This is a genomic window from Actinomadura rugatobispora, from assembly GCF_055379765.1.
The window spans coordinates 3,159,437-3,183,828 of the sequence record NZ_AP029191.1; the positions used below are offsets into that span (position 1 = coordinate 3,159,437).

Genomic DNA, 24,392 nt, shown 5'->3' on the forward strand with positions numbered 1-24,392 from the left:
GATCCGAAGGAGGCCCTTGTGCGCCGCCTGGTGGTGTCCCCGACCGCCCCGAGAGCCTTCCGGACGATCCTGGAGGCGTTCGAGACACCCCTCCCGCAGGGCCTCGGACGGCACATCGTCATAGAACCCGGCCAGTACCGGATGGAGGCGTGCAAGTACTGGGGCACCGCCATCATCACCGCCGCGCAGGGCCCCGGGACGGTCGTCATCGACGGCGCCGGCGAGCACGACCTGCAGGTCGAGGGGGACGTGACGCTGCAGGGCCTGACGCTGCGCAACTGGCACGAGTCCGGCTCGGCGCTGCGGGTCGCGGGCGGCACCTGCCGGGCGGAACGGTCGGAGTTCATCAGCGCCTCGAACAAGACGATCAGCGCGTGGAACGGGGCGAAGCTGTTCATGCGCGGCTGCACCGTCCGCGACGGCGGGATCGTCTACTCCGACTCGGAGGGGATGGTCGAGGACACCGAGGTGGTCGGGCCCGCGCAGTGCGGCGTGGCGCTGCACGGCGGCAGCCGGGTGACGCTGCGCCGGGTGCGGGTCCGGGACGCCGGGGAGCACGGCGTCTGGGTGAACTCCGGCTCGGCCCCGCTGATCGAGGACTGCACGGTCGAGGACGCCAAGGCCGGCGGGATCCTGGTGCAGCACCGCTCGTCCGCCGCGATCCGCGGCGGCGCGGTCCGCCGCACCGGGCAGAACGGCGTGACCGTCCGCGACAGCTCGGAGGCCGTGGTCGAGCGGCTGGAGGTGGAGCGCTCCGGGCTGGTCGGCATCGCCACCGTCGGGTCGTCGAAGCTGACCGCGACCGGGGCCGTGGTCCGCGGCGCCCGCGACAACGGCGTCGCCGTCGACCAGCGCGCCAGCGGCCAGTTCACCGACTGCGAGGTCGTCGAGGCGCTGCGGTACGGGCTCATCGTGCTGGGCGGCGGCACCGGCACGTTCGAGCGCGGCGCGCTGACCTCGTGCGACAACGGCGCGGCGGTCTCGACCGGGGGCAAGCTGATACTGCGCGGCACCCGGGTCACCGGCAACGGCGCCGGGGTCCTCGCCGACCCGGACACCGAACTGCTCCTGCTCGACTGCGCCCTCACCGGCAACGACGGCCCGGGACTGGTGACCTCGCAGGGGTCGCGGGTGCACGTCGAGGGCACCTCGTCACACGACAACGCCTCCGACGACATGCTCGACATCGAGATCAAGGGCAAGGGCGCCCCGGAGCCCGCGCCGGCGGCCGGGCCCGCCGCCGCGGAGGCGCCCGAGCCGCCCGCGCCCGCCCCGGCCCCGCCCGCGCCGCCGGAGCGGCCCGTCCAGGAGCAGGCGGCTCCCGGCGGACCGGACAGCGTCGAGACGATCCTGGCCGAGCTCGACTCCCTGGTCGGCCTCCAGGAGGTCAAGGACGAGATCGGGAAGCTGGTGAAGTTCCTGCGGGTGGTCGAGCGGCGGCGCGCGGCCGGGCTGCCGGCCGGCCCGGCGATCGGCCGCCACCTGGTCCTGTCCGGCGCCCCCGGCACCGGCAAGACCACCATCGCACGCCTGTACGGGCGGCTGCTGGCGGCGCTCGGCGCCGTCCCGGACGGCCGCTTCACCGAGGTGTCCCGCGCCGACCTGGTCGGCAAGGCGCTCGGCGAGACGACGCAGAAGACCACCGCCGTCTTCCGGAAGGCGCGCGGCGGCGTCCTGTTCATCGACGAGGCCTACACCCTGTCCCGCCGCTTCGGGTCGGGCACGGACTTCGGGCAGGAGGCCATCGACGCGCTGGTCAAGCTGATGGAGGACCACCGCGACGAGGTCGTGGTCGTCTTCGCCGGGTACGCGGCGGAGATGCGGGAGTTCCTCGACGCCAACCCCGGGCTGCGGTCGCGGATCTCCCGCACGATCCAGTTCGAGGACCACGGGCCCGCCGAGCTCGCCGCGATCGTCCGCGGCCTGGCCGACCAGTACGGGTTCCGGCTCGACCCGGCCGCCGAGGAGGCCGTCCAGCGGCACTTCCAGAACGTCCGCCGCGGCGAGGGCTTCGGCAACGGCCGCGAGGCCCGCCGCATCTTCGAGGCCGCCCTCGAACAGCAGGCGCTCCGGCTGGCCGACCTGGACGACCCCTCGGCCGCCGACCTGTCGCTGCTGCTCGCCGAGGACCTCGACGGGGTCGTGGACCGCGGGCTCGGCGTCCGCTACGGCGACGCCCGCGACCCCGGCCAGCTCCAGTCGATCATGGAGCGGCTGGAGGCGATGGTCGGCCTGGCCGAGGTCAAGGAGCGCATCCACGACCTGCTCGCCGTCATCGAGGCGACCCGCCGCCGCGAGAAGGCCGGGCTGCCCGCCGACCCGATGCCCGGCCACCTGGTCTTCTCCGGACCGCCCGGCACCGGCAAGACCACCGTCGCACGCCTGTACGGGGAGCTGCTGGCGGCGCTGGGCGTGCTGGCCCGCGGCCAGGTGGTGGAGGCCGCGCGGGCCGATCTGGTGGGCCGGTACGTGGGGCACACCGCCGTCCAGACCGCGCAGGTCTTCGAACGGGCCCGCGGCGGCGTCCTGTTCATCGACGAGGCCTACACCCTGGCCCGCCCGTCGAACACCGGCCACGACTTCGGGCAGGAGGCGATCGACACGCTGGTCAAGCTGATGGAGGACCACCGCGACGAGGTGATCGTCATCGCGGCGGGCTACACCGGGGAGATGGCCGGGTTCCTCGCCGCCAACCCCGGGCTCGCCTCCCGCTTCTCGGCCACCATCACCTTCCCCGCCTACGGCCCGGACGAGCTGCTGGCGATCCTGGCGGCGCAGACCGAGACGTCCGGGTTCGTACTGGCGGAGGAGACGGCCGGGGCCGTCCGCGCCCATCTCGGCGCCGCCGCCGAGGTGTACGCGCAGGGCAACGGCCGGGAGATCCGCAAGCTCTTCGAGGCCCTGAAGACCGCGCACGCCCGCCGCATCGCCCGCCTCGAACGCGGCGGCGCGGAGGTCACGCTCGACGACCTGCGGCTCATCCTGCCCGAGGACGTCCCCTCACTCTGACGCCGGGACCAGTCCGCTCTGCAGGAGGAGGCGCATCCACGCGTCCCGGGGGCGTCCCTTCCGGTCGCGGCGCGTGACGGGGGCGCTCCCCAGCACGACCTCGACGAGCCGCGGATAGCGCTCGCCCAGCACGAACTCGTCGAAGAACGTCACGATGCCGGGCGCGAACTCCTCGATCTCGACCTCCTCCACCTCGACGTTCTTGTAGGCGAAGACGTACTCGTCGGGGTCGCAGTAGTACACGCTCCCGTCGTCGAGGTCCAGGTTCACGGGCGCGGCCTCGACCTTGTCGGGCCCGCCGAGTTCGGACCCGATGACCAGCGGACTTCCCAGCGGGCAGTGGGGATTGACATCCCTCGCCTCCCACGCCTCCGGGCTCTCGATCTCGGCCGGCCGCCGGAAGACGAAGCCGTCACCGCGCAACCGGTCGAAAAGGCTGAAGACCTCGATGACGCCCTCGGGAATCCCGGGAATGGGCTCCAGTTCTCGCGGCTCTCCGATGACGACTCCGAAACGGTGCTCGGCCTCGACCCGCCTGACCAATTCCAGCTTCGCCTCGACCTCTGCCAGCCCGCCCACGTCCACCGCTCCCTTTCGCCGTCCGCAGTCCGCCCCACAGGGCAGCACGGGTGGACCGATCCACGCATCCTCCTCGCGGACGACTTCCCGCTCACTCCTTGGAAACACCCCAGTTCATCCACAGGTACATTGCGCTGCGTAATCGATCGAACACAGAATTGGGCATCGGTTCGCGGGGCCGATGGGTCCCTTTTCCAGAGAGGACAACGCATGCGCGGCACGATCATCACCAGGCGCCGGCTCGGCACGCTCGCCCTGGCGGGCGGGGTCGGACTCGGCGCTCTCGGGCTGGCGGCTCCGGCCCAGGCCGAGAGCTGCTTCTGGACCGAGTTCGGGCAGACCGGCTCCAAGCGCTGCTACAACGTCAACGTCAAGAGCTTCACGAACCACACCTTCCCCAACGGGGAGCCGATGAGGAACGCCAGCTCGTGGCAGAACCTCAACTGGTCGTGGAACGAGGTCGTCTACAACGGGGCCAACTACACCGGCGCCTCCCAGGAGCTGGAGGACGAGTCCGTCGGCGACCTGAACGGGGACCTCAACAACAGGCTCGCCTCCTACGACGCCGCCTAGCCTGACCCACCCCGCGTGAGCGCCGGGTCCGCTCCCTCCCGTGCGGACCCGGCGCGCCCGAACCAAGGAGTCCTGTGGTGAACCGCCATCCGACGGCGGGGCTGCTCCTGGGCGCCGGCGTCCTCCTCGCGGGATGCGCCGCGCCCCAGGGCGCGGAACCCCCCGTCCGGCCCCTGAACGTCCGCGACATGAACACCTTCACGTTGCCGCTGGACGCGTACACGCCCGCCCCGGCGCAGCAGAACACGCTGCTCGCGGCCGAGAAGACCCTCGTGGCGCGCTGCCTGGAGCGCCGCGGCCTGGACGCCGACGTGCCCGACCCGCACCCCGCGGTGTCCGGCCGCAACGCCCGCCGGTACGGCATCGTCGACGAGGCCCGCGCCCGCACGCTCGGCTACAGCGTCCCCGAGATCAGCAAGCGCGCCCCGCACCCCAGGATGCCGGACGAGATCAGGCGCGCCGTCCGCGGCGACGGCGGCTGCGACGACGAGGCCGGCCGCACGCTCCGCGCGGGCGTCCCCGATCTGACCGCGCAGCGCAGGACGCTCGACCGGGCCGCGTTCGGGGCCTACGAGCTCGCCCTGCGCGACAGCCGCGTGCGCGCCGTCTTCGCCCGCTGGAGCGCCTGCATGAAGAAGTCGGGCCACCGGTACGCGACACCGCCCGACGCCGTACGCGACAAGCGCTTCCTCGACGACGCGCACCACACGCCCGGCCCCGCCGAGATCGGCACCGCCGTCGCCGACGCCCGCTGCAAAAGGGAAACCGGCGTCGTCAACGTCTGGGCCGGGGTGGAGACGGCCTACCAGGACCGGGCGATCGCGAGGAACCGCGCCGCGTTCGACGCCCTCCGCACCGCCCTCACCCGGCGCCTGGCCAACGCCGCGAACGTCCTCAACCGCTGACCGGGGGGCCGCCGAACCCGATCTCGTTCCCTTCCGGATCGCGGTAGATCGCCTTGCGCACGCCGTTGGAGTAGGTCTCGCGCTCCGCGGGCTCGATCCCCCGCGCGGCCATCGCCGCGACGCGCTCGTCGAAGTCGTCGACGAACACCGTGTGGAAGGCGCGCCCGGCCCGCTCGGGCCGCTCCTCGACGACCAGCGACCGGTGTTCGGCCAGCTCCCACAGGGCCTCGGTGTCGCTCACCACGTACGTGGGCGGCGACCCCAGCAGCCGTTCGTACCACGCCAGGGCCGCCGCGTAGTCGACGACCGCGATGCCGGCGAACAAGTCGAGTGCCATGCCGCGATCATAAGGACGCCCGAGCCGCCGCTACGCCTTCAGAGGATCCCCGCCTGCCGCTCCCGCCGCACACGCCGCGTCATGAGCGCACCCGGGATGGCGACCGCGAACAGGACCGGGACCGCGGCGGCGATCCCGAACCAGAGAAAAATGGCGAGGTAACCGTAGGCGGCGTTCGCCACATCCTTGTCCGCCTGTGCAAGGAGGACAATGCTCGCCACGAACGCGACCACCACGAGGACCGCGATGATGACCGCAAGCCAGAGGAGAATGCCGGCCCATAGCCGGTAGCCGGTGCTGACCCCCCTGGTTTGCGGTGGCGCGTAGGCATGGGGCGCAACGGGCATCTGGGCCGGGTAAGGGACTGGCTGCTGGTCAGGCATGGTGCCAGTTCTACCCGAGACACCGCCCTCACCGCCGCTGCGACCGACAGTCACTTCTTGCCGGCGTCCCACGAACCGAGGCCGAAGCTGCGCAGCAGGACGACCAGCGCGGCCCCAAGCCGCCAGTCCAGTCCCGGCGCGTGCAGATGCAGCTTGTCGCCTCTGGATCTGAACTCCAGCGGCATCTGCCCGCCCGCACGCCACCTGATGCGCCGAGGGCCGCGCGCGACACCGGCCTCATTGCCGGGGATGCTGTCGAAAATGGTGAACACGAGGATCAGCACCTGCAGGGGCAACGACGACCACCACAGGCACCACCACAAGATCCGGCCCTTGAAGCCCACCGCCTCGGGGCCGCCGGCCTGTGTCACGGTCCAGCGGGTGCGCAGGCCCCTGCCACGGAGCGCCTTCTCGCGCACGAGCGTGCCGATGAGCTCATTGTGCGCACCGAACACCTGGAACGTCGCGACACCGCCGGCGGCCGACAGGGTCACCACGGTGGCCGCCCGCTTCTGACGGTGCGCGTCGGCCCACAGGACGAAGGACCGAGCGCCGCTGCCGCGGGCCGCGAGGTATGCGGGCAGGCCGCCCGGCGGCAGCTCGCGCTCCGCGTACGCGACCACCTGGGTCGGTCCCGATTCTTCGGTGAGGTAGACCAGGGCCCTGGTCGGCGCAGCGGCGTCGCGGGCTCTTTCCCGGGAGACTCTCATGGTCAGTACATTGCTCACCCGACGTGCTCCTTCGTGCTCGGGCAATGCGGGAGGCCGGCAGGCATGGTGAACGCCCGCGGGGGGCGCCACCCGACCGCCGGAGATGTGCGGGGGGCATGCGGTATCAGGCTGACATGCACATGATCACAACTCTATACGCTCACCATCCCCCGGCCCCCGCCCGAAGCACTCGTGCGAAATCGCCGGACGCCTTCAAGGCGGCGGGCGAGAGTTCTGGTGCCTACGGGGCATCGACGGCGGGTGGGCTAGCGTGGGGCGGGTGGGACGACAGGACTGGGTGCCGCCGGAGCAGTGGTTCGCGTCGCTGCCCTCGGTGTGCGTGGCGTCGAACGTCGTGCTGACCGACCGCGACGACAACGTGCTGCTGGTCAAGCAGAACTACCGCGACCACTGGGCGATCCCCGGCGGGGTCGCCGACGAGGGCGAGGGCCCGCACGAGTGCGCGGTGCGCGAGATCGCCGAGGAGGTCGGCCTGCGCGTGACGCTCGACGCGCTCCTGGTCGTCCAGTGGATCCCCGCGAACGGCGAGCAGCTCCGCCCGTTCCTGGCGTTCGTCTGGGACGGCGGCCGCGTCGAGGACGGCGCCTCGATCCGCCTCCAGGAGGAGGAACTGGACGACGCCCGGTTCTACCCGTGGGACGAGGCCGCCAAGCTCCTCTCCCCGCTGCTGGCGCCGCGGATCCCGGCCGCGCGGGAGGCCCGCGAGCGGGGCCGCACGGTCTACCTTCCGGGCGCCGGTCGAACCTGATCGCGCGCGGGCTCGTATCTCCTCTCAGTGCCCAGCCCTTGGAGGTACGAGGTGGCCGGATCCATCGACGCGAACCTGCTGCGGCAGAACGCGCACAGCCCGTCCTTCTTCGCGCTCAACCGCGCGGACGGCGGGCACGGGACCGAACTGGTCGACTTCTGCATCCCGTGCAACCCGTACTTCCCGACGCCCGAGATGTTCGGACGGCTGCGGGACAACCTGGAGACGATCCTCAAGTACTACCCCAGCGACGCCGACACGATCACCGCCGAGCTGTGCGCCACGCTGGGCCTCAACCCGCAGACGGTGGCGATGGGCAACGGCTCCACCGAGCTCATCACCTGGATCGACCACCTGCTGGTGCGGGAGAGCCTGTGCACGCCGATCCCCACGTTCGGGCGCTGGACGGACCAGCCGCTGGAGACCGGCAAGCGGGTCGACATGTTCCCGCTGCCGGAGAGCCGGGACTTCGCCCTGGACCTGGACGCCTTCGTCGGCTTCCTGCGCGAGCGCCGGTCCCGCGTCGCGGTGATCTGCAACCCGAACAACCCCGACGGCGGCTACGTCCCGCGCCGGGACGTGCTCCGGATGCTGGACGCGCTGGTGGACCTGGACCTGGTCGTGGTGGACGAGTCGTTCATCGACTTCGTGGACGCCGAGCCGCACACCAGCGTCGCCGACGAGGCCGCGATCCGGCCCAACGTGGTCGTGCTGAAGAGCCTCGGCAAGAACTTCGGGCTGCACGGCATCCGGTTCGGGTACCTGGTGGCCAACCCGGCACTGGCGGGCCGGATCAGGAAGGCGCTGCCGAAGTGGAACCTGAACTCCTTCGCCGAGATCGTGGTGTTCCTCCTGAAGGAGCACCGCGCCGAGTACCAGGCGAGCCTGTCCCGGCTGGCGCTGGACCGCCGGTCGATGGCGCGCCAGCTGGCGTCACTGCCGGGGCTGCGGGTGTTCGCGTCCCAGGGCAACTTCATCCTGATCAAGCTGCCCGACGACAAGGACGGCGTGCGGCTGCGGGACTACCTGCTCAGCGAGCACGGCGTGTTCGTCCGGGAGTGCGGGAACAAGCTGGGCAGCACCAGCCGGTTCCTGCGCCTGGTGGTGCGTCCGCCGCAAGACGTGCACCGGCTGCTGACGGGGCTGGGGTCGTTCCTGTACGGGACGGAGAAGGCGCACCTCATCAACACCGTGATGCCTCCTGAGGCCGGCGCCTACGAGCAGCCGCCCCGGCTCCACGCCACCCCGGTCGAGGACGTCTACCGCACCCGCGCCGGGTAATCGTCAGGTTCGGCGGAGCCGCGGGCCGTAGAAGGGCCACGCAGATCCGTAGGGGTCGCCGAGCGAACTGTTGGTCATGCCGAGGCCGACCCCGGTGAGCTCCGCGACGAGGAGTTCGACGAGCGGGCCGAACTTCTGCGCCTCGCCGTAGCCCGCGTTCACGACGGGCCACCTGTCGGGGTCGGCGTCGTGGGTGTCCCAGAACAGGGTGTCGCGGCCCTCGGTGCTGCCGCAGTACAGCAGACCGCCGGGTTCGGGGTGCAGCGTGTAGCGGCGTCCCGGGGCCGCGGATGGGAGGACGTCCAGGTCGTCCCGGAGAATGTCGGCCTGGTCGGGATGCTCGGCGGCGATCCCCTGCGGGGTCTCGATGAAGATGCCGTTGAAGACGATCCAGTGGCCGTGGCCGCCGTACTCCTCGTACAGGCGCTTGTAGTCGGACGGCAGCCCGGGGACGCCCAGCCGGCGTTCGGCGGCCTCCCAGTCGAAGGTGGCCGGTGTGCCGGGGCCAACGATGGTCCGCAGCTGGGCCAGCGAGTCGCGGGCGGTCTCGCCCGCGGGCGGCGCGGTGACCGGGTGGCCGGGCGGGGTGAAGGTCCGCTCGCGCGGCACGGGCGGCAGGGAAAGGACCGGCAGGTCGAGGCGGCCGTCGAGCCACTCGTCGAGGAACTCGGTGGTGGTGAGGTTGAGCTGCTGGTGCCCGTGGCCGTTCAGCGCGACCAGCCACCGGCCGGGGTCGTCGCCGAACGGCAGCCACCAGCACGTCTCCCCTCCGGCGAACACGCCCCAGAGCAGCGCGTCCTCGTGCGGCGGCAGGTGCCCGTCGCCGTCCCCGGGGGTGAGGAGCCGGAGGACGCCCGCGAGCGTCCCCGGGCCCGTCCGGGAGAGCAGCTCGACGTAGTCCGCCGGGAAGGTCCCGCCCGGGAACCGCGGCTCACGGCTTCCCTCGGGCACGCCGCGGAGCGTCGCCGCGAGTCTCCGGCCCGCCTCCCGGAGTCCCTCCACCGTGGGATAGGCATCGTTCATGCCGTCAGACGCTAGCGCCACCGTCCGACATCGGCACCGCGGACGCCATGCCGCCCATGACGGAAGCGCCGCGGGAATCCGCCCCAAAGAACACACCGCCCGAGACCGCCATTAACGCGGGGTGTGACCATTTCGAGCGGGATGACTTTCATGGTCGTTCTGTTGCGCACCTAGCGGCGCGGCCGTCAATCGGCGCGCATGACATTTCCATGGCACCACCATGATCATCTAAAGTCTGACGGCTCGCCGAATAGCGGGGCAACGCACGCGGGTAGTCGGTTATTCGGAAAACGCTACACTCGACGCCCGCCAACAGAGGACGCCCTATGGACATCGCATCGCACGGCCCGAAGGCATTCCCGCCGCATCATCGCGGTGGAAAACCGCGTACCCGTTCCAAACGGGCGGCGCGGCTGGTGCCGCAGACCGCCTCGTGCCTGCTCGCCGCGACGATGTTAGTGACCGTCCCGGCCGAGGCGCCCGCGCAGGCCGCGGAGGCGGTCAAGCCGAAGCCCACCTCCGCCCAGCGGTTCGGCCTGGACGCCAGGACGCTGCGCAAGGTCCGCGCGTACACGACGTACCGCCGCAAGATCACCCGGCAGGAGAAAAGCGCCCGCGCCGCGCTCCGGTTCGCCCGCGAGCAGATCGGCAAGCCGTATCGCTGGGGCGCCGCCGGGCCGCGGGCCTACGACTGCTCGGGGCTGGTCATGAGGTCCTGGCGGAAGGGCGGGGTGCGGCTGCCGCGGGTTTCCTATTCGCAGTACAGCGCGGTCCGCCGGAAAGTGGGCATAAAATCGCTGCGACCGGGCGATCTGGTCTTTTTCCGCGGCCGTGCGCACGTCGGCATGTACGTGTCGAAGAATCGGTACATCCACGCGCCGAACAGCGGGTCCCGGATACGCATCGACCGGCTTTCCGGATTCCGCACAAGGCAGTTCGCGGGGGCGGTCCGGCCCGGCGCCCCGCAGCCGAAGAAGTTCCCCGCCTCGATCCCGCGACTGGCCCGCCAGCTCGAGCGGACCGAGCCCGCGGGCCGCACCGAGGCGGAGGCGCCGCCCGCCGCGCCCGCGCCGTCCAGGGCCCTGCCGGGCCACGACCTGCCGGCCATGACCCCGCCCAAGTCCGAAGACTTCGCCGTGGGCGACTTCGACCCGGGCTTCGCCCAGTCCGCCCGCACCACCGAGCCCGGCACCGACACCGACGCCGACCGAAAAGGGGACTGACCGTCATCGGTTCCCGGCGGGCCGCCCAACGAACGAAACCGGCGGCCCACCGGGAATCACGTCTGCGGTACCGGCGGGCCTGGGACGTGCACCCAGCCGTGCCGCTGCCTGCCGCGCACCCGGACGCGCACGCCCGTGTCGTAGCCCCCGGCGTCGATCCCTCCGTACCCGTGCAGCACGATCGAGCGGTAGATCTCGTCCGAGACGACCACCGCCAGCGCGCCGTCCGCCCGCGCGAGGGTGCGCTTCACGCGCGGCGCGTCGAGCAGCCGGAACGCGACGTCGAGATCCTCGCCGAAGAAGCCCTGCCCGTCGTCGTGGACCTCACCGGCGTGGATCACCATGCGCAACCGCAGGAGCCGCGCCGGGTCACCGGTCACGCCGGCGTTCCAGTCCTCCAGCAGGGAGCACAGCACGGGGGTGAAGGCGTTCAGCAGCAGCGTCTTGGGCACCTCGTCGACGGGCCTCACCAGTGCGAGGACACCGTCTCCGCGATCGGTGAGCCGATCCAGGTGCTGCTCGCGGATCCCGGCCTTCCGCAGCGCCTCATCGAGGACGAGGTACGTACGACGCCGCAGTTCCTCCTTCACGGGATTCGTGCGAAGCGTCGACTTCTCCATGTCGAGGGCGACGATCGCGCGGTGCACCGGCAAGCAGGGAGCGGGGACCGGCTCCCGGCGGGCTCCGGCCGCGCGGGCCGTCCGGGCCCGGCCGGCCGGCGGCGGAACGTCGAGGGACGTGACTTCGGCGATGGTCAAGACCGCCTCCTCAGGCGAGATGTGGTGGACGTCGTGGTGAGCTCACATCTCCAGCCTGACCCGGCTTCACTGTGCATGGCCGCAGGTGCACGGTTTACGAGCGGGATGGACAAGTTTGTACGTGGCGCCCGTGGGCGTGCACGGCGGCGCTCGGGCATCGGTGTTCACCGGTGTCGTTGAACGCTCGGATGCGCCGTTCTCAGGACTTCCGATTCGCACGTCGCAAGCATGGACGCCCCACCATTACGTCGGCTTCACAGGAACAGATGTTCGGTCATTGCGCGACCATGGAGTGATGCTGAGAAGATTCTGGTCCCGATGCACAGTTTTTGACATATTTGAACAATCGTTTCTCGTGCGAGGGGGCCGCCGATGGGGTCGATCAGGCGTAGCCTCACGCCCCCGGGGCCGATCACCGAACTGTTCGACCGCCTCAACGAACTGCACTTTCGCGCGGGCGAACCGTCCGTCCGCCAGATAGCGCGCGGGATCGGCGAGGGAACCGTCAGCGCGTCGACCGTCTACAACGCGCTCAGCGGCCCGCGCGTCCCCGCCTGGGGCTTTCTGGAGCTGATCGTGGAGCAGCTCGGCGGGAACGTCACCGAGTATCAGCCACTGTGGTACGCGGCGCGGCGCGCCGAGCAGGCGGTGCAGAACCGACCCCCCCCGCGCCGGGCCGGCCGTTCCCATCGCCATCGCTCCTCACGCGTCCGCGCCCCTTCAGGCGTCCGCTCCCGCTCCGTCGTCCTTGACCGACCAGGTACGCGCTCCGGGGCCCGTACCCGCCCCGGCCGCCCCCGGCCGGCCCGGTGCACCGCCCGCCCCGCCGTCCCCGACCGGAGGGAGCCGCGCGCTCTGGGGCCCGGTGGTGCCTCCCCGCAATGGGCACTTCACGGCGCGCCGCGCGGAGCTGGCGACGTTGCGCGACCGGTGGCGGCAGCACGGTGACGCTCCGCACGGCCCGCTCGCACAGGTGCTCTACGGCCCCGGCGGCATAGGCAAGACGGAGATCGCGCTGGAGTACGCGCACCGCTACCGCGACTACTACGACGTGGTCTGGTGGATCCGCGCCGAGCAGGAGGACCTCATCAGGGACGCCCTGATCGAACTGGGCCGCCACCTGGAACTCCACGACCTGCGCGGCAGCGACAGCGACCACCTCATCCAGTCGACCCTCGGCGCGCTGCGCACGGGCGTCCCCTACCGGAGATCACTACTGATCTTCGACAACGCCATCCGGCCGGAGATCATCTCCCGCTACCTCCCCGAGGGCGGGTCCCATGTGCTGATCACGACGCAGTACCTGGGCTGGCGGGGCACGCTGCCCGCGGAGACCCTCAACGTCCTGGAGTTCGACCTGGCGGAGGCCGTCGAGTTCCTCCGGCACCGTGTGCCGCTCCTCGCCATGACGGAGAAGGAGGACCGGCGGATCACGGCCACGGCCGATGAGGAGAGACGGCGGACCGAGGCGGTCGAACTGGCCTCCGCGCTCGACGGGCTGCCGCTGGCGGTCGAGCACGCGGCCGCCTACCTGAACGAGACGGAGGTGACCGTCGGCACCTACCTGGAGCGATTCCGACGGGTCTCCGAAGAGTTCTTCATTCCGGACGCCGAATACCCGCACGCCGTCGCCGTGTGCTGCGTCCTCTCCCAGAACGCGCTGGCACGCCAGGCCCTGGCGCTGCTGCGGACGCTGGCGATGATCTCACCGGAGCCCGTCTCCGGTGATCTTCTGGTGCAGCCCGACCTGCTGGACGAGCTGCCGGAGGATCTGCGCGCGGTGCTCTCGAGCACCCTGCGGCTCAGGAACGCCGTGCGGGAGCTCGCGCGCTTCTCGTTGGTGCGTTTCGACGGCGTCCGCAACGAGACGCAGATCCACCGGATCGTGAAAGCGATCGTGCAGGGCGGGCTGGGCCTGGAGGGGCCCCGCGCGGAGGAGCGGCACCGGCATGCCGTGCACGTGCTGCTCGCGGGCACCGATCCCGAGGGCCCGGAACGGGAGGAGAACGACGCCGTCTACGAGATGTCGCGCCCCCACCTGATCCCCTCGGGTGCGCTCACCAGCGACTACGCGCCGGTGCGCGCACTCGTGATCAACCAGGTGCGTCGGCTCCATCTCCGCGCCCGTTACAGCGAGGCCGCGGGCCTGGCCGCGTTCGCGCTGCAGAGCTGGCGGCGCAAGCTCGGCCCCGAGCACCTGCAGACGCTCGCACTGGCGACCGAACTCGGAGTCGCGCTCCAGCGGCTCGGGCATGGCGAAGAGGCGCTCCAGCTCAACACCGAGACGATGACCCTGCTGCGCGGTGAGTACGGCGTGGAGAACGATGTGTTCCTCGCCTGCGCCCGCAGTTACAGCACCGGCCTGCGCGCGTTCGGTCAGTACCGCGAGGCGCTGGAATGGGACGAACAGTGGTTGCCGCTGTACGTCCAAGTGTTCGGCTGGGATCACTTCCAGACGTTGGACGTCCTCAGCGACATCGCCATCAACCTGCGCTGCCTGGGGCGCTACGAGGAGGCGCTCAAGAACGACCGGCGAACGCACGACGAAAGGGTGCGCACGATCGGGGAGACTCATCTGCGCACGCTGGACTCGCAGTTCGCCCTCGCCCGCGATCTGCGGCGGCTGGGCCGGTACGAGGACTCCCTGGACGAGCTGATCCAGATCAACAGGACCGTGGAGCAGCGGGGTGAGCCTCTACGCCTCCCGGCCCTGATGTACTCGATGGACCTCGGCGTCGCGCTGCGCCGCACCGGTGACCGCAAGGAGGCGCTGAACCACCTGGAGGCCGTCCTCAACCGCCACCTCGCTCTGGTGGGGGCGCAGCACCGGCACTCTCTCGGCGTCGCGACCAATCTCGTCAACGACCGTCGGCTGGCCAAGGACCTGGCGGGCGCGCTGAGCCTGGGTGAGAGAACCGTGCGGGTCTGGACGGACGTGGTGGGCGGCGACCATCCCAACACGCTCGCGGCCGTGGCGAACCTGGCCGTCGTACTGCGGCTTCAGGGGAGGCCCGAGGAGGCGCGGGAGGCGAGCGCCCGGGCTCGGGCGAAGCTGTGCGAGATCTTCGGTGAGGAGCATCCGCACTGCCTCACGGTCAGCGCCAATCTGGCGAGTGATCTCGCGGCCTGCGGGGCGGTGGGCGAGGCCGTGGAACTCGGCGAGCGGACGCTCGGCCTCGGGCGCGGGGTGCGCGGGGAGGACCATCCGTTCACGCTGGCCACGGCGGCGAATCTGGCGCTCGACCACCGGGCCGCGGGCGAGGGGGAGCTTGCGTCGGAGCTGCACCGGCGGACTCTCGCGCAGTACCGGGAGAAGCTGGGGCCCCACCATCCGGAGACGCGTGAGGTCGCGCAGCATCTGCGGATCGATCTCGACGTCGAGCCTGACTACGTCTGACGGGCCTGGTCCGTCCGCCGGGCGCTGCTGGATCGTCTCGGACGGCGACGGGCCACCGCGATCCGATTCGCGGTGGCTCGTTTCCCTTCTCGGGGGTAAAGCTCCTGGTGGGGAGGGGGTCATCGGGGGTGGAAGCGGGGGGCGGAGAGGCCGGCGGGCACTGCCTTGCGGAGCGGGCGGTTCTGCCCGATGCCTTCGCGCGGGGCGGGCACCAGTTCGTCGTGGCCGTCCCAGGGGTCACGGCAGCACCATGCAACCCTGGGGTGACCGTTTTAATCCCTCATGTCTCTATTGCCCCTTTTATTCATTCGTGTTCGGATATTCAGGTCAGTGTCCTGTTACCGACCCACCCCACCCGCACCCACAACGCCGCCCCTGGCGGCAGCGGAGGTTCGGATGCGCGATCGGCTGCGCACGGAATTGCGCACTGCCACGCTGGAGAGCTTCGTCCTCGGGGACGTCCTCCGGGCGCAGGCCAGGGCCCACCGGGCCGACCCCTTCCTCAAGTTCCGGGACGGCGAGATCACCTACGGAGAGGTGGACGCGGCCGCGGACCGGATGGCCCGCGGGCTCGCCGCGCTCGGCGTCGGCCGCGGCCACCACGTCGGCGTCATGCTCCCCAACTGCGCCGACTTCGTCCCCCTCATCTTCGCGCTGGCCCGGCTCGGCGCCGTCGCCGTGCCCATCAACCCCGCCTACAAGGGCGAACTGCTGCGCCACGTGCTCGCCAGTTCGAACTCGCGCTGGCTGATCGCGGACGCCCCGTACGCCGAGCGGATCCCCGGCGTGGCCGGGCGGCTCCCGGACCTGGGCCTGGTCATCGTCCGGGACGGCACCGCCGCCGGGGTGCCCCTGCAGGCGCTCGGCAAGCCCGCCGTCGACATGTCGGCGCTGTCGGCGCGCGCCAACGGCACCGGCGAGGTCGAGGCCGGCGTGACCTTCTCCGACCTCCAGGCGATCATGTACACCTCCGGGACGACCGGGCCGTCCAAGGGCGCGATGGTGCCGCACGCGCTGGCGCTCGCCTGCGCGTACGACTCGCTGGACTTCCTCGACCGCTGGGGCAAGACGATCTACTGCCCGCTGCCGCTGTTCCACGCCGCCGCGCTGTGGGACGGGATGCTGTCGGCGCTGCTGGGCGGCGGATCCATCGCCATCGTCGACCGGTTCAGCGCCTCCCGGTTCTGGGACGACGTGCGCCGCTTCGACGCCCAGGTCACGATGAGCGTGTTCTCCATGATCCCGATCCTGCTGAGCCGCCCGCCCGCACCGGACGACCGCGACCACCCCATGGAGACCTTCTACATGGGCAAGTCGAGCCTGGACGAGCCGCTGCGGGAACGTTTCGGGGTGCGTTCCGTGGAGACCTACACCAGCACCGAGGCCGGGATCGCGACGGGCAGCCCGTACGGCGAATGGCGCACCGGGTCGTGCGGGACGGCGCACGACGAGCGGTTCGAGGTCGCCGTGGTCGACGAGCACGACCGCGAGGTCGGCCCCGGCGAACCGGGCGAGCTCGTGCTGCGGCCGAAGCAGCCGTTCGTGCTCACCACCGGGTACTACGGCGACTGGGAGGCGACGACCCGCTGCTTCCGGAACATGTGGTTCCACACCGGAGACCGGGTATGGCGGGATGACGACGGCTACTACTACTTCCTGGACCGGATGAAGGACGCCATCAGGCGTCGCGGGGAGAACATCTCGGCCTTCGACCTGGAGTGCGAGATCAACCTGCATCCGGAGGTGCTGGAGTGCGCCGCGATCGGCGTGCCCTCGGAACTGGAGGACGAGGACATCAAGGTGAGCGTCGTCGTGCGGCCCGGGTCGGATCCGCTGGATCCGGCCGAGCTCGTCGCGTTCTGCGAGGAGCGGCTGCCGCACTCGATGGTCCCCCGGTACGTGGAGTTCGTCGACGCCCTCCCGCGCACCCCCACCGACAAGGTCGCCAAGTACCGGCTGCGGGCCGAGGGCGACCACGGCCTCACCCCCGACACCTGGGACCGCGAGTCCCACGAACGGGAGGGCACGGCATGAACTGGGACGACACGCCGGAGGAGGCCGCCTTCCGCGAGGAGGTCAGGGCCTTCGTCCAGGAGAACTTCCCGCCCTCCTACCGTCCCGACCCCGAGGGCGAGCAGAGCCTGGAGCCGGAGGACGTGCGCGGCTACAACTGGGCCGAGGACCGCGCCAGCGACGACCCGGACCGCCGGGACGGCGCGCGCGCCTGGGCGCGGGCCCTCGCCGGGCGCGGCTGGATCACGCCGCACTGGCCCGCCGAGTACGGCGGCGCCGGGCTGTCGGCGAAGGAGGAGTTCATCCTCCAGGAGGAGCTGATGCGGGCGCGGGTACCGACGGTGAACGGCATCGGCGCGTTCCTGCTCGGCCCGACCCTCCTCGTGCACGGCACCGAGGAGCAGAAGGCCCGGCACCTGCCCGGCATCGCGCGCGGCGAGACGACCTGGGCGCAGGGCTTCTCCGAACCGGGGTCGGGTTCGGACCTGGCCTCGATCCGCACCCGCGCCGTCCGCGACGGCGACGACTACGTGGTCGACGGGCAGAAGGTGTGGACGTCCCTGGGCCAGTACGCCGACTGGCTGTTCGTCCTGGTCAGGACCGACCCCGGCGCCGAGCCCAAGCACCGCGGCATCACCTTCCTGCTCGTCGACACCGCCGCGCCCGGCGTGACGGTCCGGCCCATCACCGACCTGCGCGGCGCGGCGCCGTTCTGCGAGATCTTCTTCGAGGGCGTGCGGGTGCCGGTGGCCGACCGGGTCGGCGAGGAGAACCGCGGCTGGTACGTCGCCATGTCCGCGCTCGGCTTCGAACGGGCCGGGATCGGCGCGACCATCAAGTACGAGCAGGCGCTGCACGACCTGGTGGGCTACCTGCGCTCGGCGGAGGGCCGCGGCTTCGCGCGCGCCGACCGGGACGCCTACCGCAAGGAGATCGCGCGGCGGCACACCGAGATCCGGGTGCTGTACAACCTGGCCCGCTACACCGTCTCCAAGCAGGCGGCGGGCGAGGAACCCGGCTTCGAGGCGTCGGTCAACCAGCTGTTCGGCGCCGAGCTGCACCAGCGGCTGGCCCGTACCGGGGCCAGGGCGTTCGGCCGGGCCGGCGCGCTCTGGGACCGCGGCAATGTCGTTCCTGGGGGCGATCCCCCAGACCCCCCGAACGGCTCCGCCGCCTATCAGGGGGGCTCGCCGCTGAACGCCGCGTTCACCCACATGCGCCGCGACTCCATCGCCGCCACCTTCCTCGGCGGCACCTCCGAGATCCAGCGCAACGTCATCGCCACCCGGGGCCTGAACCTGCCCCGCTAAGGAGGACATCCTTCATGCCCGCGAACGCCGACACCGGCTACGGCCCCTACGAGACCGTCGACCTGAAGATCGAGGAACGGGTGGCGTGGCTGACGCTGAACCGCCCGGAGAAGCTCAACGCGCTCACCCCGACCACGATGGCCGAGCTGCGGAACTTCTTCACCGCGGTCGACGACGACGAGGACGTCTGCGTGGTCGTGCTGCGCGGCGCGGGCGAGCGCGCCTTCTGCGCCGGCATGGACCTGAAATGGTCGGAGTCGCTCACCAAGAGGGACCGGATCGAGCAGGGCCGCCTCGGCGAGAAGACGTTCGCCATGATGGAGCGCCTGTCCCTCCCGGTCATCGCCGCCGTGCACGGGTACGCGGTGGGCGGCGGCCTGGAGCTGGCGCTGGCCGCCGACTTCATCGTGGCCGCCGACAACGCCAAGATGGGCCTGGTCGAGATCACCCTGTCGGCGCGTCCCCCGTACCGGCCGAAGATGACCGAGGACGGCGACCCCGACCAGCCCGAGTTCGGCGGCAACGCGCCCGGCTGGGGCGGCGTCAAGCGGCTCCCCGAACGCATCGGCAAGGCCCGCGCCAAGCAGCTCCTGTTCACCGGCGCCCGCGTCGACGCCGAACGCGCCCTGGAACTGGGCCTGGTCAACGAGGTCTTCCCCGTGGACGAGTTCGACAAGGGGGTGGCCGAACTGGCCGAGCGCATCGCCGCCATGAACCGCTACAACCTGCGCCTGGTCAAGGAACTCGTCACCCAGGGCTACGACTGGATCGAACCCCACCCCAGCTGAACCGGCCCACGTAGAAGGGAGAGAGAGTGCTGATCTACCGGATCGATCATGTCGCTCAGGTGACGCCCGATCTCGACGGGCAGGTCGCGCTGCTGGAGGGATTGTTCGGGTTCCGGCCCGTGCGGAGCTGGGACAGCCCGGACGAGGGGACTCGCGGCGTGCGGCTGGAGGTGCCGGGGAGCTGGGGCCAGGCGTGGGAGGTGCTGGCGCCGACGGGTGAGGGCTCGCCGCTGCAGGCGTGGCTGGACGACCACGGCGGCCGTGCCGGGCTGCATCATGTGGGCGCGGAGGTGCCCGACCTCGACGCCGTCCGCGCCGACCTGGAGACGCGCGGCGTCAAGACGACGGCGGGGGCGCGGGGCACGTGGCTGGAGGCGTCGCTGTCGCCGCCCGAGCACGGGCCGGGGGTGCTGTTCCGGATGCGCGGGCCGGGTGCGCTGGGGATGTGCGGGGACGAGGACGCGGTGCCCGCCCCGCCGGGCGCCGGGGGCGGGTCGTCGCTGGGCATCGTGGGGCTCGACCACGTGTGCCAGGCGTTCCCCGACCGCGACGAGCTGGCCCGCTGGTACGCGGACCTGGCCGGGTTCGTCCCGGTGTGGCGGACGCCGCTGGAGGAGCATCCCGACATGGCGGACCTGGTGATGAACATCCCCGGGTCGGCGATCTGCTGGGAGATCATCATGCCGCGCGGGGAGGACTCGTTCATCGAGCGGTTCTGGGAGCGCAACGGCGCCGCCGCGCACCATGTCACGTTCGAGGTCGCCGACTGGGACCGGGCGCTGGCGGCGTGCGGCGAGCACGACACGCCCACGTTCGGGGAGAACGAGGGCAGCACGGACGGCGCGGCCTGGCGGGACGCGTTCATCCACCCCAAGCACACCGGGGGCGTGCTCGTGCAGCTGTTCTGGGAGGAGCGGCCGGGCGTGTGGGTGCGCTCGGACAAGATCCCGGCGCCCCAGGCCTGATGTCATGGATCTGACGCTCACCGAGGACCAGGAGCTGATCGCCTCCACCGCCCGCGAGGTGCTGGAGTCGCGGGCGGGGTCGGCCGGGGCGCGGGCGATGGACGGCGACCCGGCCGGGTATTCCGCGGAGCTGTGGAAGGAGATGGTCGAGCTCGGCTGGACCGGGCTGGCCGTCCCGGAGGAGCGGGGCGGGGTCGGCGGCGGGTTCCTGGAGGTGTGCCTGCTGTTCGAGCAGCTCGGGTACGCGCTGGTGCCGAGCCCGCTGCTGCCGTCGGTGGCGTGCTGCGCGCTGCCGATCGCGCGGTACGGGACGGCGGGCCAGCAGGACGAGTGGCTCGGCGCGATCGCGCGTGGCCGGGTGGTGAGCCACACGCCCGTGGCGTGGGACCGTCCGGGCGAGGGCCCGGTGGCGGCCGCGTCCGGGGACGGCTTCACGCTCGACGGGGCGGCGCTGTTCGTGCCGTACGCGGCGTCGGCGGAGGCGTTCCTCGTCGCGGCCGTGCTGGACGGGGAGCCGCGCGCGTTCCTGGTGGACGCGGACTCCCCCGGTGTCACCGTCGAGCCGGCGGCGGGCACGGTGGGCTTCGACCGCCCGTGCCGGGTCGCGTTCGCGGGCGTGCGCGTCCCGCCGGACCGCGTGCTGGGCGACGACCGGGCCGCCGTGGACGCGATGTCGGCGTACGGCGCGGCGGCGACGTGCGCGGAGATGGTCGGGGCGGCGCAGCGCGTGCTGGACGTGACGATCGCGTACGCGACGGAGCGGGAGCAGTTCGGCAAGCCCGTCGGCGCGTTCCAGGCCGTCCAGCACCACTGCGCGGACATGGCCATCGACGTGCTGGGGTCGCGGTTCATCGCCTACGAGGCGATCTGGCGGCTGTCGGCGGGGCGGGAGGCCGCCGAGGAGGTGTCGATGGCCAAGGCGTGGGTGAGCGGGGCGTACGAACGGGTGTGCGCGCTCGGCCACCAGGTGCACGGCGCGATCGGGTTCACCTGGGAGCACGATCTGCACCTGTACTCGCGGCACGCGATGGCGACCGCGCTGGCCTTCGGCGACGACGACCACCATCTGGAACGCCTCGCGGACGGCCTCGGGCTCGCCTGACCCGGGCGGGCTTGACCTCGACCGGGCTTGAGGTCGAAGAATCGCCCGCATGACCTCGACTACGGACAGGGCGCTGGTCCTTGGCCCCGGCGGGCTTCCCGGCACGGCGTGGCTGCTCGGCCTGGCCGCTGGGCTGCGCCGGGAGGGCGTGGACCTGGCCGCGGCGGATCTGATCGTCGGCACGTCGGCGGGCGCGATCGCGGGTGCGGTGCTGGCCACCGGGGGCGATCCGTCCCGCCACGCCGTGCTGCCGGACGCGCCGTCCGACGACGCCCCGGGAGGTAGGGGCGGCGGGGCTGCGGACGTCTTCGCCGTCCTCCAGGATCCGGCGCTGGAGCCCGCGGAGGCCCTGCGCCGGGCCGGGCGGATGGCGCAGGCCGCCGCGACCGTCCCCGGGGAGGTACACGTCGCGCGCATGGAGGCGCTGCTCGGAACGACGGACTGGCCGGAGCGGCGCCTGCTCGTCCCCGCCGTGGACGTCGAGGAGGGCGCGCTCCGCGTGTGGGATCGGGACAGCGGCGTCCCGCTGCACGCCGCCGTCGCGTCGAGCTGCGCGATGCCGGGCGTGTACCCGCCGATCGCGATCGGCGGGCGCCGGTACATGGACGGCGCGCTGGCGGGCGGCTCGCACGCCGGCCTGGCCGGGAACGCGGACGCGCTCGTGCTCGTGGAGCCGCTGGCGCACCTGTTCCCGCTCCCGTCGGCCTCGCCCGTGGGGACGGCCGTCGCCCGGATCGTCCCGGACGCGGCGTCCGTGCGGGCGTTCGGTGGCGACCTGGGCGACCGCGGGGCCTGGGGGCCGGCCTATCTGGCCGGTGCCCGCCAGGCCCCGGACGCCGCCGCACGGATACGCCCCCTCTGGTGAGCGCCGCGCACCGCCGTGCGACCGGTCATCTGGTCCAGACGAGCGGGCCGTCGTTGTAGCCGCCTTCGCGGTCGTCGTACTCGGCGCCGGTCACCGGGACGCCCTGGCGGGCGACCTGGAGCCGGCAGTGCTGGTACGTGGCGCCGGCCGAGGCGAACGAGGCGTCGGGACGGCCGCGTTCGCAGCCCGGCAGGGCGCCGGTGAAGATGACGGTGGCGCCGGTCGACCCTCCGTTGGGCCCGACGGCGTTGAGCAGCGGCGCGGTGGTGCGCGACAGGTCGGTGCCGCCCACGTTGGTGACGGTGTACCGGATGTAGTAGGGCGTCATGCCCTGGCCCCGGCTTCCGAACTGCTGCGTGAAGGCGGCCTGGTCGCCGGGTTCGATGGCGGTGACGGTGATGCCGAGGGTGCCGGTGGTCGAGGCCCGCTTGAGCGGCACCACGGCGCGCTGGCCGATCTTGAGGGACGTGCCGGGCGCGGTCACCTGCGCGTTGCCCGCCCCCGCGCCGGGCGCGGGCTGCTCGGGGGGAGCGGCGGCGGGCGGCGGCGAGGGCGGCGTGGCCGAGACCTGGCCGGCGGAGTCGGAGTCGGAGCCGCCGCATCCCGAGAGCAGCCCCGCTACGGCCACCCCCGCGACGCCCAGCGACGCGATCTGCATGCGGTTGATGGGATTCTCCTTTGGAACGATCTTGTTTTGGCTACGGGACAGAATGTCTCAGTGTCGAGATATTCTCGTCAACGCTTTTCCGGGCACCCGATATATGGGTTACATCACCGCCCTTGGATGATCGAGACGCCCGCCGGGTTCCCCTCCCGGGGAACCGTCCGGAAGAGAACCCATGCCGCAACCCGCCGCGCCGGGTCTAGGATCGGTGCACCGCCGATCGAGAGAATTGGGCCGACCATGCGGGAGCCGCCGGGACCGGACGATCCGGAGACCATCGGCCCTTACCGGGTGACCGCCCGGCTCGGGCGCGGCGGGATGGGAACGGTGTACCTCGGCGAGGCCGACGACGCGCCCCCGGTCGCCATCAAGCTCATCAACCACGAGTACGCCGCCGACGCCGCCTTCCGCGCGCGGTTCCGGCGCGAGGTCGGCGCGGCCCGCCGGGTCCGGTCGCACTCCACCGCCCCGGTGCTGGAGGCGTCGCTGGACGAGGACCCCCTCTACGTCGCGATCGAGTACATCGACGGCCCCGACCTGGAGTCGGCGGTCGCCGAGCGGGGCCCGCTGCGCGGCTCGTCCCTGGAGCAGTTCGCGGTGGGGGTCGCGACCGCGCTGCGGGCGATCCACGAGGCCGGGCTGGTGCACCGCGACCTGAAGCCGTCCAACGTGCTGCTGTCGCCGACCGGTCCGCGCGTCATCGACTTCGGCATCTCGCGGGCGGTGGACGAGGCCACCCGGATCACCGCGCACGGCCAGATCGTCGGCACCCCCGCCTACATCGCGCCGGAGCTGATCGACGGCCGCCCGCTGACCCCGGCGGCGGACGTGTTCTCGTGGGGCGGCGTGGTCGCGTTCGCCGGGACGGGGCGGCCGCCGTTCGACGGGCGGAGCCTGCACGAGGTGCTCAACAAGGTCGGCTCGCACCCGCCCGACCTGGACGGTCTCGACCCGCTGCTGCGGGACGTGGTCGAGCGGGCGCTGAACAAGCGCCCCGAGCTGCGGCCGACCGTCTCCGAGCTGCTCACCGGCTTCGCCGCCAGCCTCGGCGGGGAGACCGAGGCCGCGAACCCGGCGACCCGGATCCTGCCGACCGTGGCCGGGCCGTCGATCCCCCCGGGCACCAGGCCGCCCGCCCCTCTCTCGACCCGGCCGCCCCTCCCGCGCCCGCCCGTCTACCCCCGCCCTGGCGGTGCCACGCCTCCGCCGTACGCCGCCCGCCGGCGCCGCCGTTCGCCGCTCCGCGTCCTGACCGGGCTGGTCGTCGGGGTCGTGGCCTTCGTGGCGGTGATGTACGGGTTGTCATTCACCCCCGACATCTGGCGGACGATCGGCGACCGCGTGGAGGCGGGCCAGTCCGCCCGTGCCTCCGCCTCGGCGTCCCCGTCCCCGTCCGTCGACAAGCGCTTCGTCGGAGAGTGGAGCGGCATCGTCACCGAGTACAGGCCGAACGGGAAGCCCAGGAGCAAGTACGAGATGCGGGTCGAGATCCGCGCCGGAGGAGGGGTCGGCAACACCGTCGGCACGACCCGGTACCCGGGCCTCGGATGCTCCGGCGGGCTGAAGCTGGAGACCGCGACGCCGACACGCCTCAAGGCGCGGGAGCGGATCATCGAGGGACACTCCAAGTGCGTCTCCGTCCCCGTACAGCTCACCCGCCGCAAGGACGGCGCCCTCGACTACGAGGTGCTGACCGGCGCCGTCCACACCAAGGGCCGCCTGACCCGCCAGAAGTGAC

Annotated in this window: 21 protein-coding genes; 14 read left to right on the plus strand and 7 right to left on the minus strand. The window is 72.0% G+C overall.

Going from position 1 to position 24,392, the window contains the following annotated elements:
- The first annotated feature begins 18 nt into the window (after nt 1-18).
- Nucleotides 19-3,009 carry a right-handed parallel beta-helix repeat-containing protein gene (locus ACZ466_RS13220; RefSeq protein WP_464043558.1) on the plus strand — a complete coding sequence of 997 codons (2,991 nt, stop codon included), beginning with the start codon at nt 19-21 and terminating at the stop codon, nt 3,007-3,009.
- Here the strand turns inward: ACZ466_RS13220 and ACZ466_RS13225 are convergent.
- A complete protein-coding gene (locus ACZ466_RS13225) occupies nt 3,001-3,588 on the minus strand; it encodes a hypothetical protein (protein WP_378287619.1) in 588 nt (195 codons plus the stop codon). The genes ACZ466_RS13220 and ACZ466_RS13225 overlap by 9 nt on opposite strands.
- A gap of 210 nt (nt 3,589-3,798) precedes the next feature.
- On the opposite strand from ACZ466_RS13225, the gene ACZ466_RS13230 reads away from it, so the two are divergent.
- Both ACZ466_RS13230 and ACZ466_RS13235 read left to right on the plus strand, forming a co-directional pair.
- Nucleotides 3,799-4,161, plus strand: a complete 363-nt coding sequence (locus ACZ466_RS13230) for a hypothetical protein (protein ID WP_378287617.1) — start codon at nt 3,799-3,801, stop codon at nt 4,159-4,161.
- Nucleotides 4,162-4,238: 77 nt separating this feature from the next.
- Nucleotides 4,239-5,066 carry a hypothetical protein gene (locus tag ACZ466_RS13235; RefSeq protein WP_378287615.1) on the plus strand — a complete coding sequence of 276 codons (828 nt, stop codon included), beginning with the start codon at nt 4,239-4,241 and terminating at the stop codon, nt 5,064-5,066.
- Here ACZ466_RS13235 and ACZ466_RS13240 read toward each other — a convergent pair.
- From ACZ466_RS13240 to ACZ466_RS13250, 3 genes are read right to left on the minus strand one after another with little or no spacing between them, the layout of a single operon-like run.
- Nucleotides 5,056-5,403 (minus strand): VOC family protein, encoded by a 348-nt coding sequence (locus tag ACZ466_RS13240; RefSeq protein ID WP_378287613.1) that lies wholly within the window; start codon nt 5,401-5,403, stop codon nt 5,056-5,058. The genes ACZ466_RS13235 and ACZ466_RS13240 overlap by 11 nt on opposite strands.
- Before the next feature lie 38 nt (nt 5,404-5,441).
- A complete protein-coding gene (locus tag ACZ466_RS13245; RefSeq protein ID WP_378287611.1) occupies nt 5,442-5,786 on the minus strand; it encodes a hypothetical protein in 345 nt (114 codons plus the stop codon).
- A gap of 50 nt (nt 5,787-5,836) precedes the next feature.
- Nucleotides 5,837-6,514, minus strand: a complete 678-nt coding sequence (locus tag ACZ466_RS13250) for a hypothetical protein (protein ID WP_378287609.1) — start codon at nt 6,512-6,514, stop codon at nt 5,837-5,839.
- 262 nt (nt 6,515-6,776) lie between these two features.
- Between ACZ466_RS13250 and ACZ466_RS13255 the strand changes: the two genes are divergently transcribed.
- Both ACZ466_RS13255 and ACZ466_RS13260 read left to right on the plus strand, forming a co-directional pair.
- Nucleotides 6,777-7,265: an NUDIX domain-containing protein gene (locus tag ACZ466_RS13255; protein ID WP_378287608.1), complete on the plus strand. Its 489-nt coding sequence runs from the start codon at nt 6,777-6,779 to the stop codon at nt 7,263-7,265.
- A gap of 51 nt (nt 7,266-7,316) precedes the next feature.
- Entirely contained in the window at nt 7,317-8,546 is a 1,230-nt protein-coding gene (locus ACZ466_RS13260) for a pyridoxal phosphate-dependent aminotransferase (RefSeq protein ID WP_378287606.1), read from the plus strand.
- Nucleotides 8,547-8,549: 3 nt separating this feature from the next.
- On the opposite strand, the gene ACZ466_RS13265 is transcribed toward ACZ466_RS13260, so the two are convergent.
- A complete protein-coding gene (locus ACZ466_RS13265; RefSeq protein ID WP_378287604.1) occupies nt 8,550-9,569 on the minus strand; it encodes an SMI1/KNR4 family protein in 1,020 nt (339 codons plus the stop codon).
- 326 nt (nt 9,570-9,895) lie between these two features.
- Between ACZ466_RS13265 and ACZ466_RS13270 the strand changes: the two genes are divergently transcribed.
- On the plus strand, nt 9,896-10,792 hold the full coding sequence (locus ACZ466_RS13270) for a C40 family peptidase (protein ID WP_378287603.1): 897 nt from the start codon (nt 9,896-9,898) through the stop codon (nt 10,790-10,792).
- 56 nt (nt 10,793-10,848) lie between these two features.
- Here the strand turns inward: ACZ466_RS13270 and ACZ466_RS13275 are convergent, their stop codons facing one another.
- On the minus strand, nt 10,849-11,550 hold the full coding sequence (locus ACZ466_RS13275; RefSeq protein ID WP_378287601.1) for a hypothetical protein: 702 nt from the start codon (nt 11,548-11,550) through the stop codon (nt 10,849-10,851).
- An 868-nt stretch (nt 11,551-12,418) separates the two neighbouring features.
- Between ACZ466_RS13275 and fxsT the strand changes: the two genes are divergently transcribed.
- The 7 genes from fxsT to ACZ466_RS13310 all read left to right on the plus strand — a co-directional run bounded on the left by fxsT (nt 12,419) and on the right by ACZ466_RS13310 (nt 21,990).
- A complete protein-coding gene (gene fxsT / locus ACZ466_RS13280; RefSeq protein ID WP_464043563.1) occupies nt 12,419-14,947 on the plus strand; it encodes an FxSxx-COOH system tetratricopeptide repeat protein in 2,529 nt (842 codons plus the stop codon).
- Between the two features lie 396 nt (nt 14,948-15,343).
- Nucleotides 15,344-16,981: an AMP-binding protein gene (locus tag ACZ466_RS13285; RefSeq protein ID WP_378287599.1), complete on the plus strand. Its 1,638-nt coding sequence runs from the start codon at nt 15,344-15,346 to the stop codon at nt 16,979-16,981.
- Nucleotides 16,978-18,270, plus strand: a complete 1,293-nt coding sequence (locus tag ACZ466_RS13290; protein ID WP_378287598.1) for an acyl-CoA dehydrogenase family protein — start codon at nt 16,978-16,980, stop codon at nt 18,268-18,270. The genes ACZ466_RS13285 and ACZ466_RS13290 overlap by 4 nt, the downstream gene beginning before the upstream one ends.
- A gap of 14 nt (nt 18,271-18,284) precedes the next feature.
- Nucleotides 18,285-19,058 carry an enoyl-CoA hydratase/isomerase family protein gene (locus tag ACZ466_RS13295; protein ID WP_378287597.1) on the plus strand — a complete coding sequence of 258 codons (774 nt, stop codon included), beginning with the start codon at nt 18,285-18,287 and terminating at the stop codon, nt 19,056-19,058.
- Between the two features lie 26 nt (nt 19,059-19,084).
- Nucleotides 19,085-20,023: a VOC family protein gene (locus ACZ466_RS13300; RefSeq protein WP_378287596.1), complete on the plus strand. Its 939-nt coding sequence runs from the start codon at nt 19,085-19,087 to the stop codon at nt 20,021-20,023.
- A 4-nt stretch (nt 20,024-20,027) separates the two neighbouring features.
- On the plus strand, nt 20,028-21,125 hold the full coding sequence (locus ACZ466_RS13305) for an acyl-CoA dehydrogenase family protein (RefSeq protein ID WP_378287595.1): 1,098 nt from the start codon (nt 20,028-20,030) through the stop codon (nt 21,123-21,125).
- A 49-nt stretch (nt 21,126-21,174) separates the two neighbouring features.
- Nucleotides 21,175-21,990, plus strand: a complete 816-nt coding sequence (locus ACZ466_RS13310; protein ID WP_378287594.1) for a patatin-like phospholipase family protein — start codon at nt 21,175-21,177, stop codon at nt 21,988-21,990.
- Nucleotides 21,991-22,015: 25 nt separating this feature from the next.
- Here the strand turns inward: ACZ466_RS13310 and ACZ466_RS13315 are convergent, their stop codons facing one another.
- On the minus strand, nt 22,016-22,648 hold the full coding sequence (locus ACZ466_RS13315) for a hypothetical protein (protein WP_378287593.1): 633 nt from the start codon (nt 22,646-22,648) through the stop codon (nt 22,016-22,018).
- 246 nt (nt 22,649-22,894) lie between these two features.
- Between ACZ466_RS13315 and ACZ466_RS13320 the strand changes: the two genes are divergently transcribed.
- Entirely contained in the window at nt 22,895-24,391 is a 1,497-nt protein-coding gene (locus tag ACZ466_RS13320) for a serine/threonine-protein kinase (protein WP_378287592.1), read from the plus strand.
- Nucleotide 24,392 lies beyond the last annotated feature (1 nt).

What these genes read in the sequence shown, in the direction of transcription:
- ACZ466_RS13230 (WP_378287617.1), top strand. Translation starts at nt 3,799, where the DNA reads ATGCGCGGCACGATCATCACCAGGCGCCGGCTCGGCACGCTCGCCCTG.
- ACZ466_RS13240 (WP_378287613.1), bottom strand. Translation starts at nt 5,403, where the DNA reads ATGGCACTCGACTTGTTCGCCGGCATCGCGGTCGTCGACTACGCGGCG.
- ACZ466_RS13245 (WP_378287611.1), bottom strand. Translation starts at nt 5,786, where the DNA reads ATGCCTGACCAGCAGCCAGTCCCTTACCCGGCCCAGATGCCCGTTGCG.
- ACZ466_RS13265 (WP_378287604.1), bottom strand. Translation starts at nt 9,569, where the DNA reads ATGAACGATGCCTATCCCACGGTGGAGGGACTCCGGGAGGCGGGCCGG.
- ACZ466_RS13270 (WP_378287603.1), top strand. Translation starts at nt 9,896, where the DNA reads ATGGACATCGCATCGCACGGCCCGAAGGCATTCCCGCCGCATCATCGC.
- ACZ466_RS13285 (WP_378287599.1), top strand. Translation starts at nt 15,344, where the DNA reads ATGCGCGATCGGCTGCGCACGGAATTGCGCACTGCCACGCTGGAGAGC.
- ACZ466_RS13290 (WP_378287598.1), top strand. Translation starts at nt 16,978, where the DNA reads ATGAACTGGGACGACACGCCGGAGGAGGCCGCCTTCCGCGAGGAGGTC.
- ACZ466_RS13295 (WP_378287597.1), top strand. Translation starts at nt 18,285, where the DNA reads ATGCCCGCGAACGCCGACACCGGCTACGGCCCCTACGAGACCGTCGAC.
- ACZ466_RS13305 (WP_378287595.1), top strand. Translation starts at nt 20,028, where the DNA reads ATGGATCTGACGCTCACCGAGGACCAGGAGCTGATCGCCTCCACCGCC.
- ACZ466_RS13310 (WP_378287594.1), top strand. Translation starts at nt 21,175, where the DNA reads ATGACCTCGACTACGGACAGGGCGCTGGTCCTTGGCCCCGGCGGGCTT.
- ACZ466_RS13315 (WP_378287593.1), bottom strand. Translation starts at nt 22,648, where the DNA reads ATGCAGATCGCGTCGCTGGGCGTCGCGGGGGTGGCCGTAGCGGGGCTG.
- ACZ466_RS13320 (WP_378287592.1), top strand. Translation starts at nt 22,895, where the DNA reads ATGCGGGAGCCGCCGGGACCGGACGATCCGGAGACCATCGGCCCTTAC.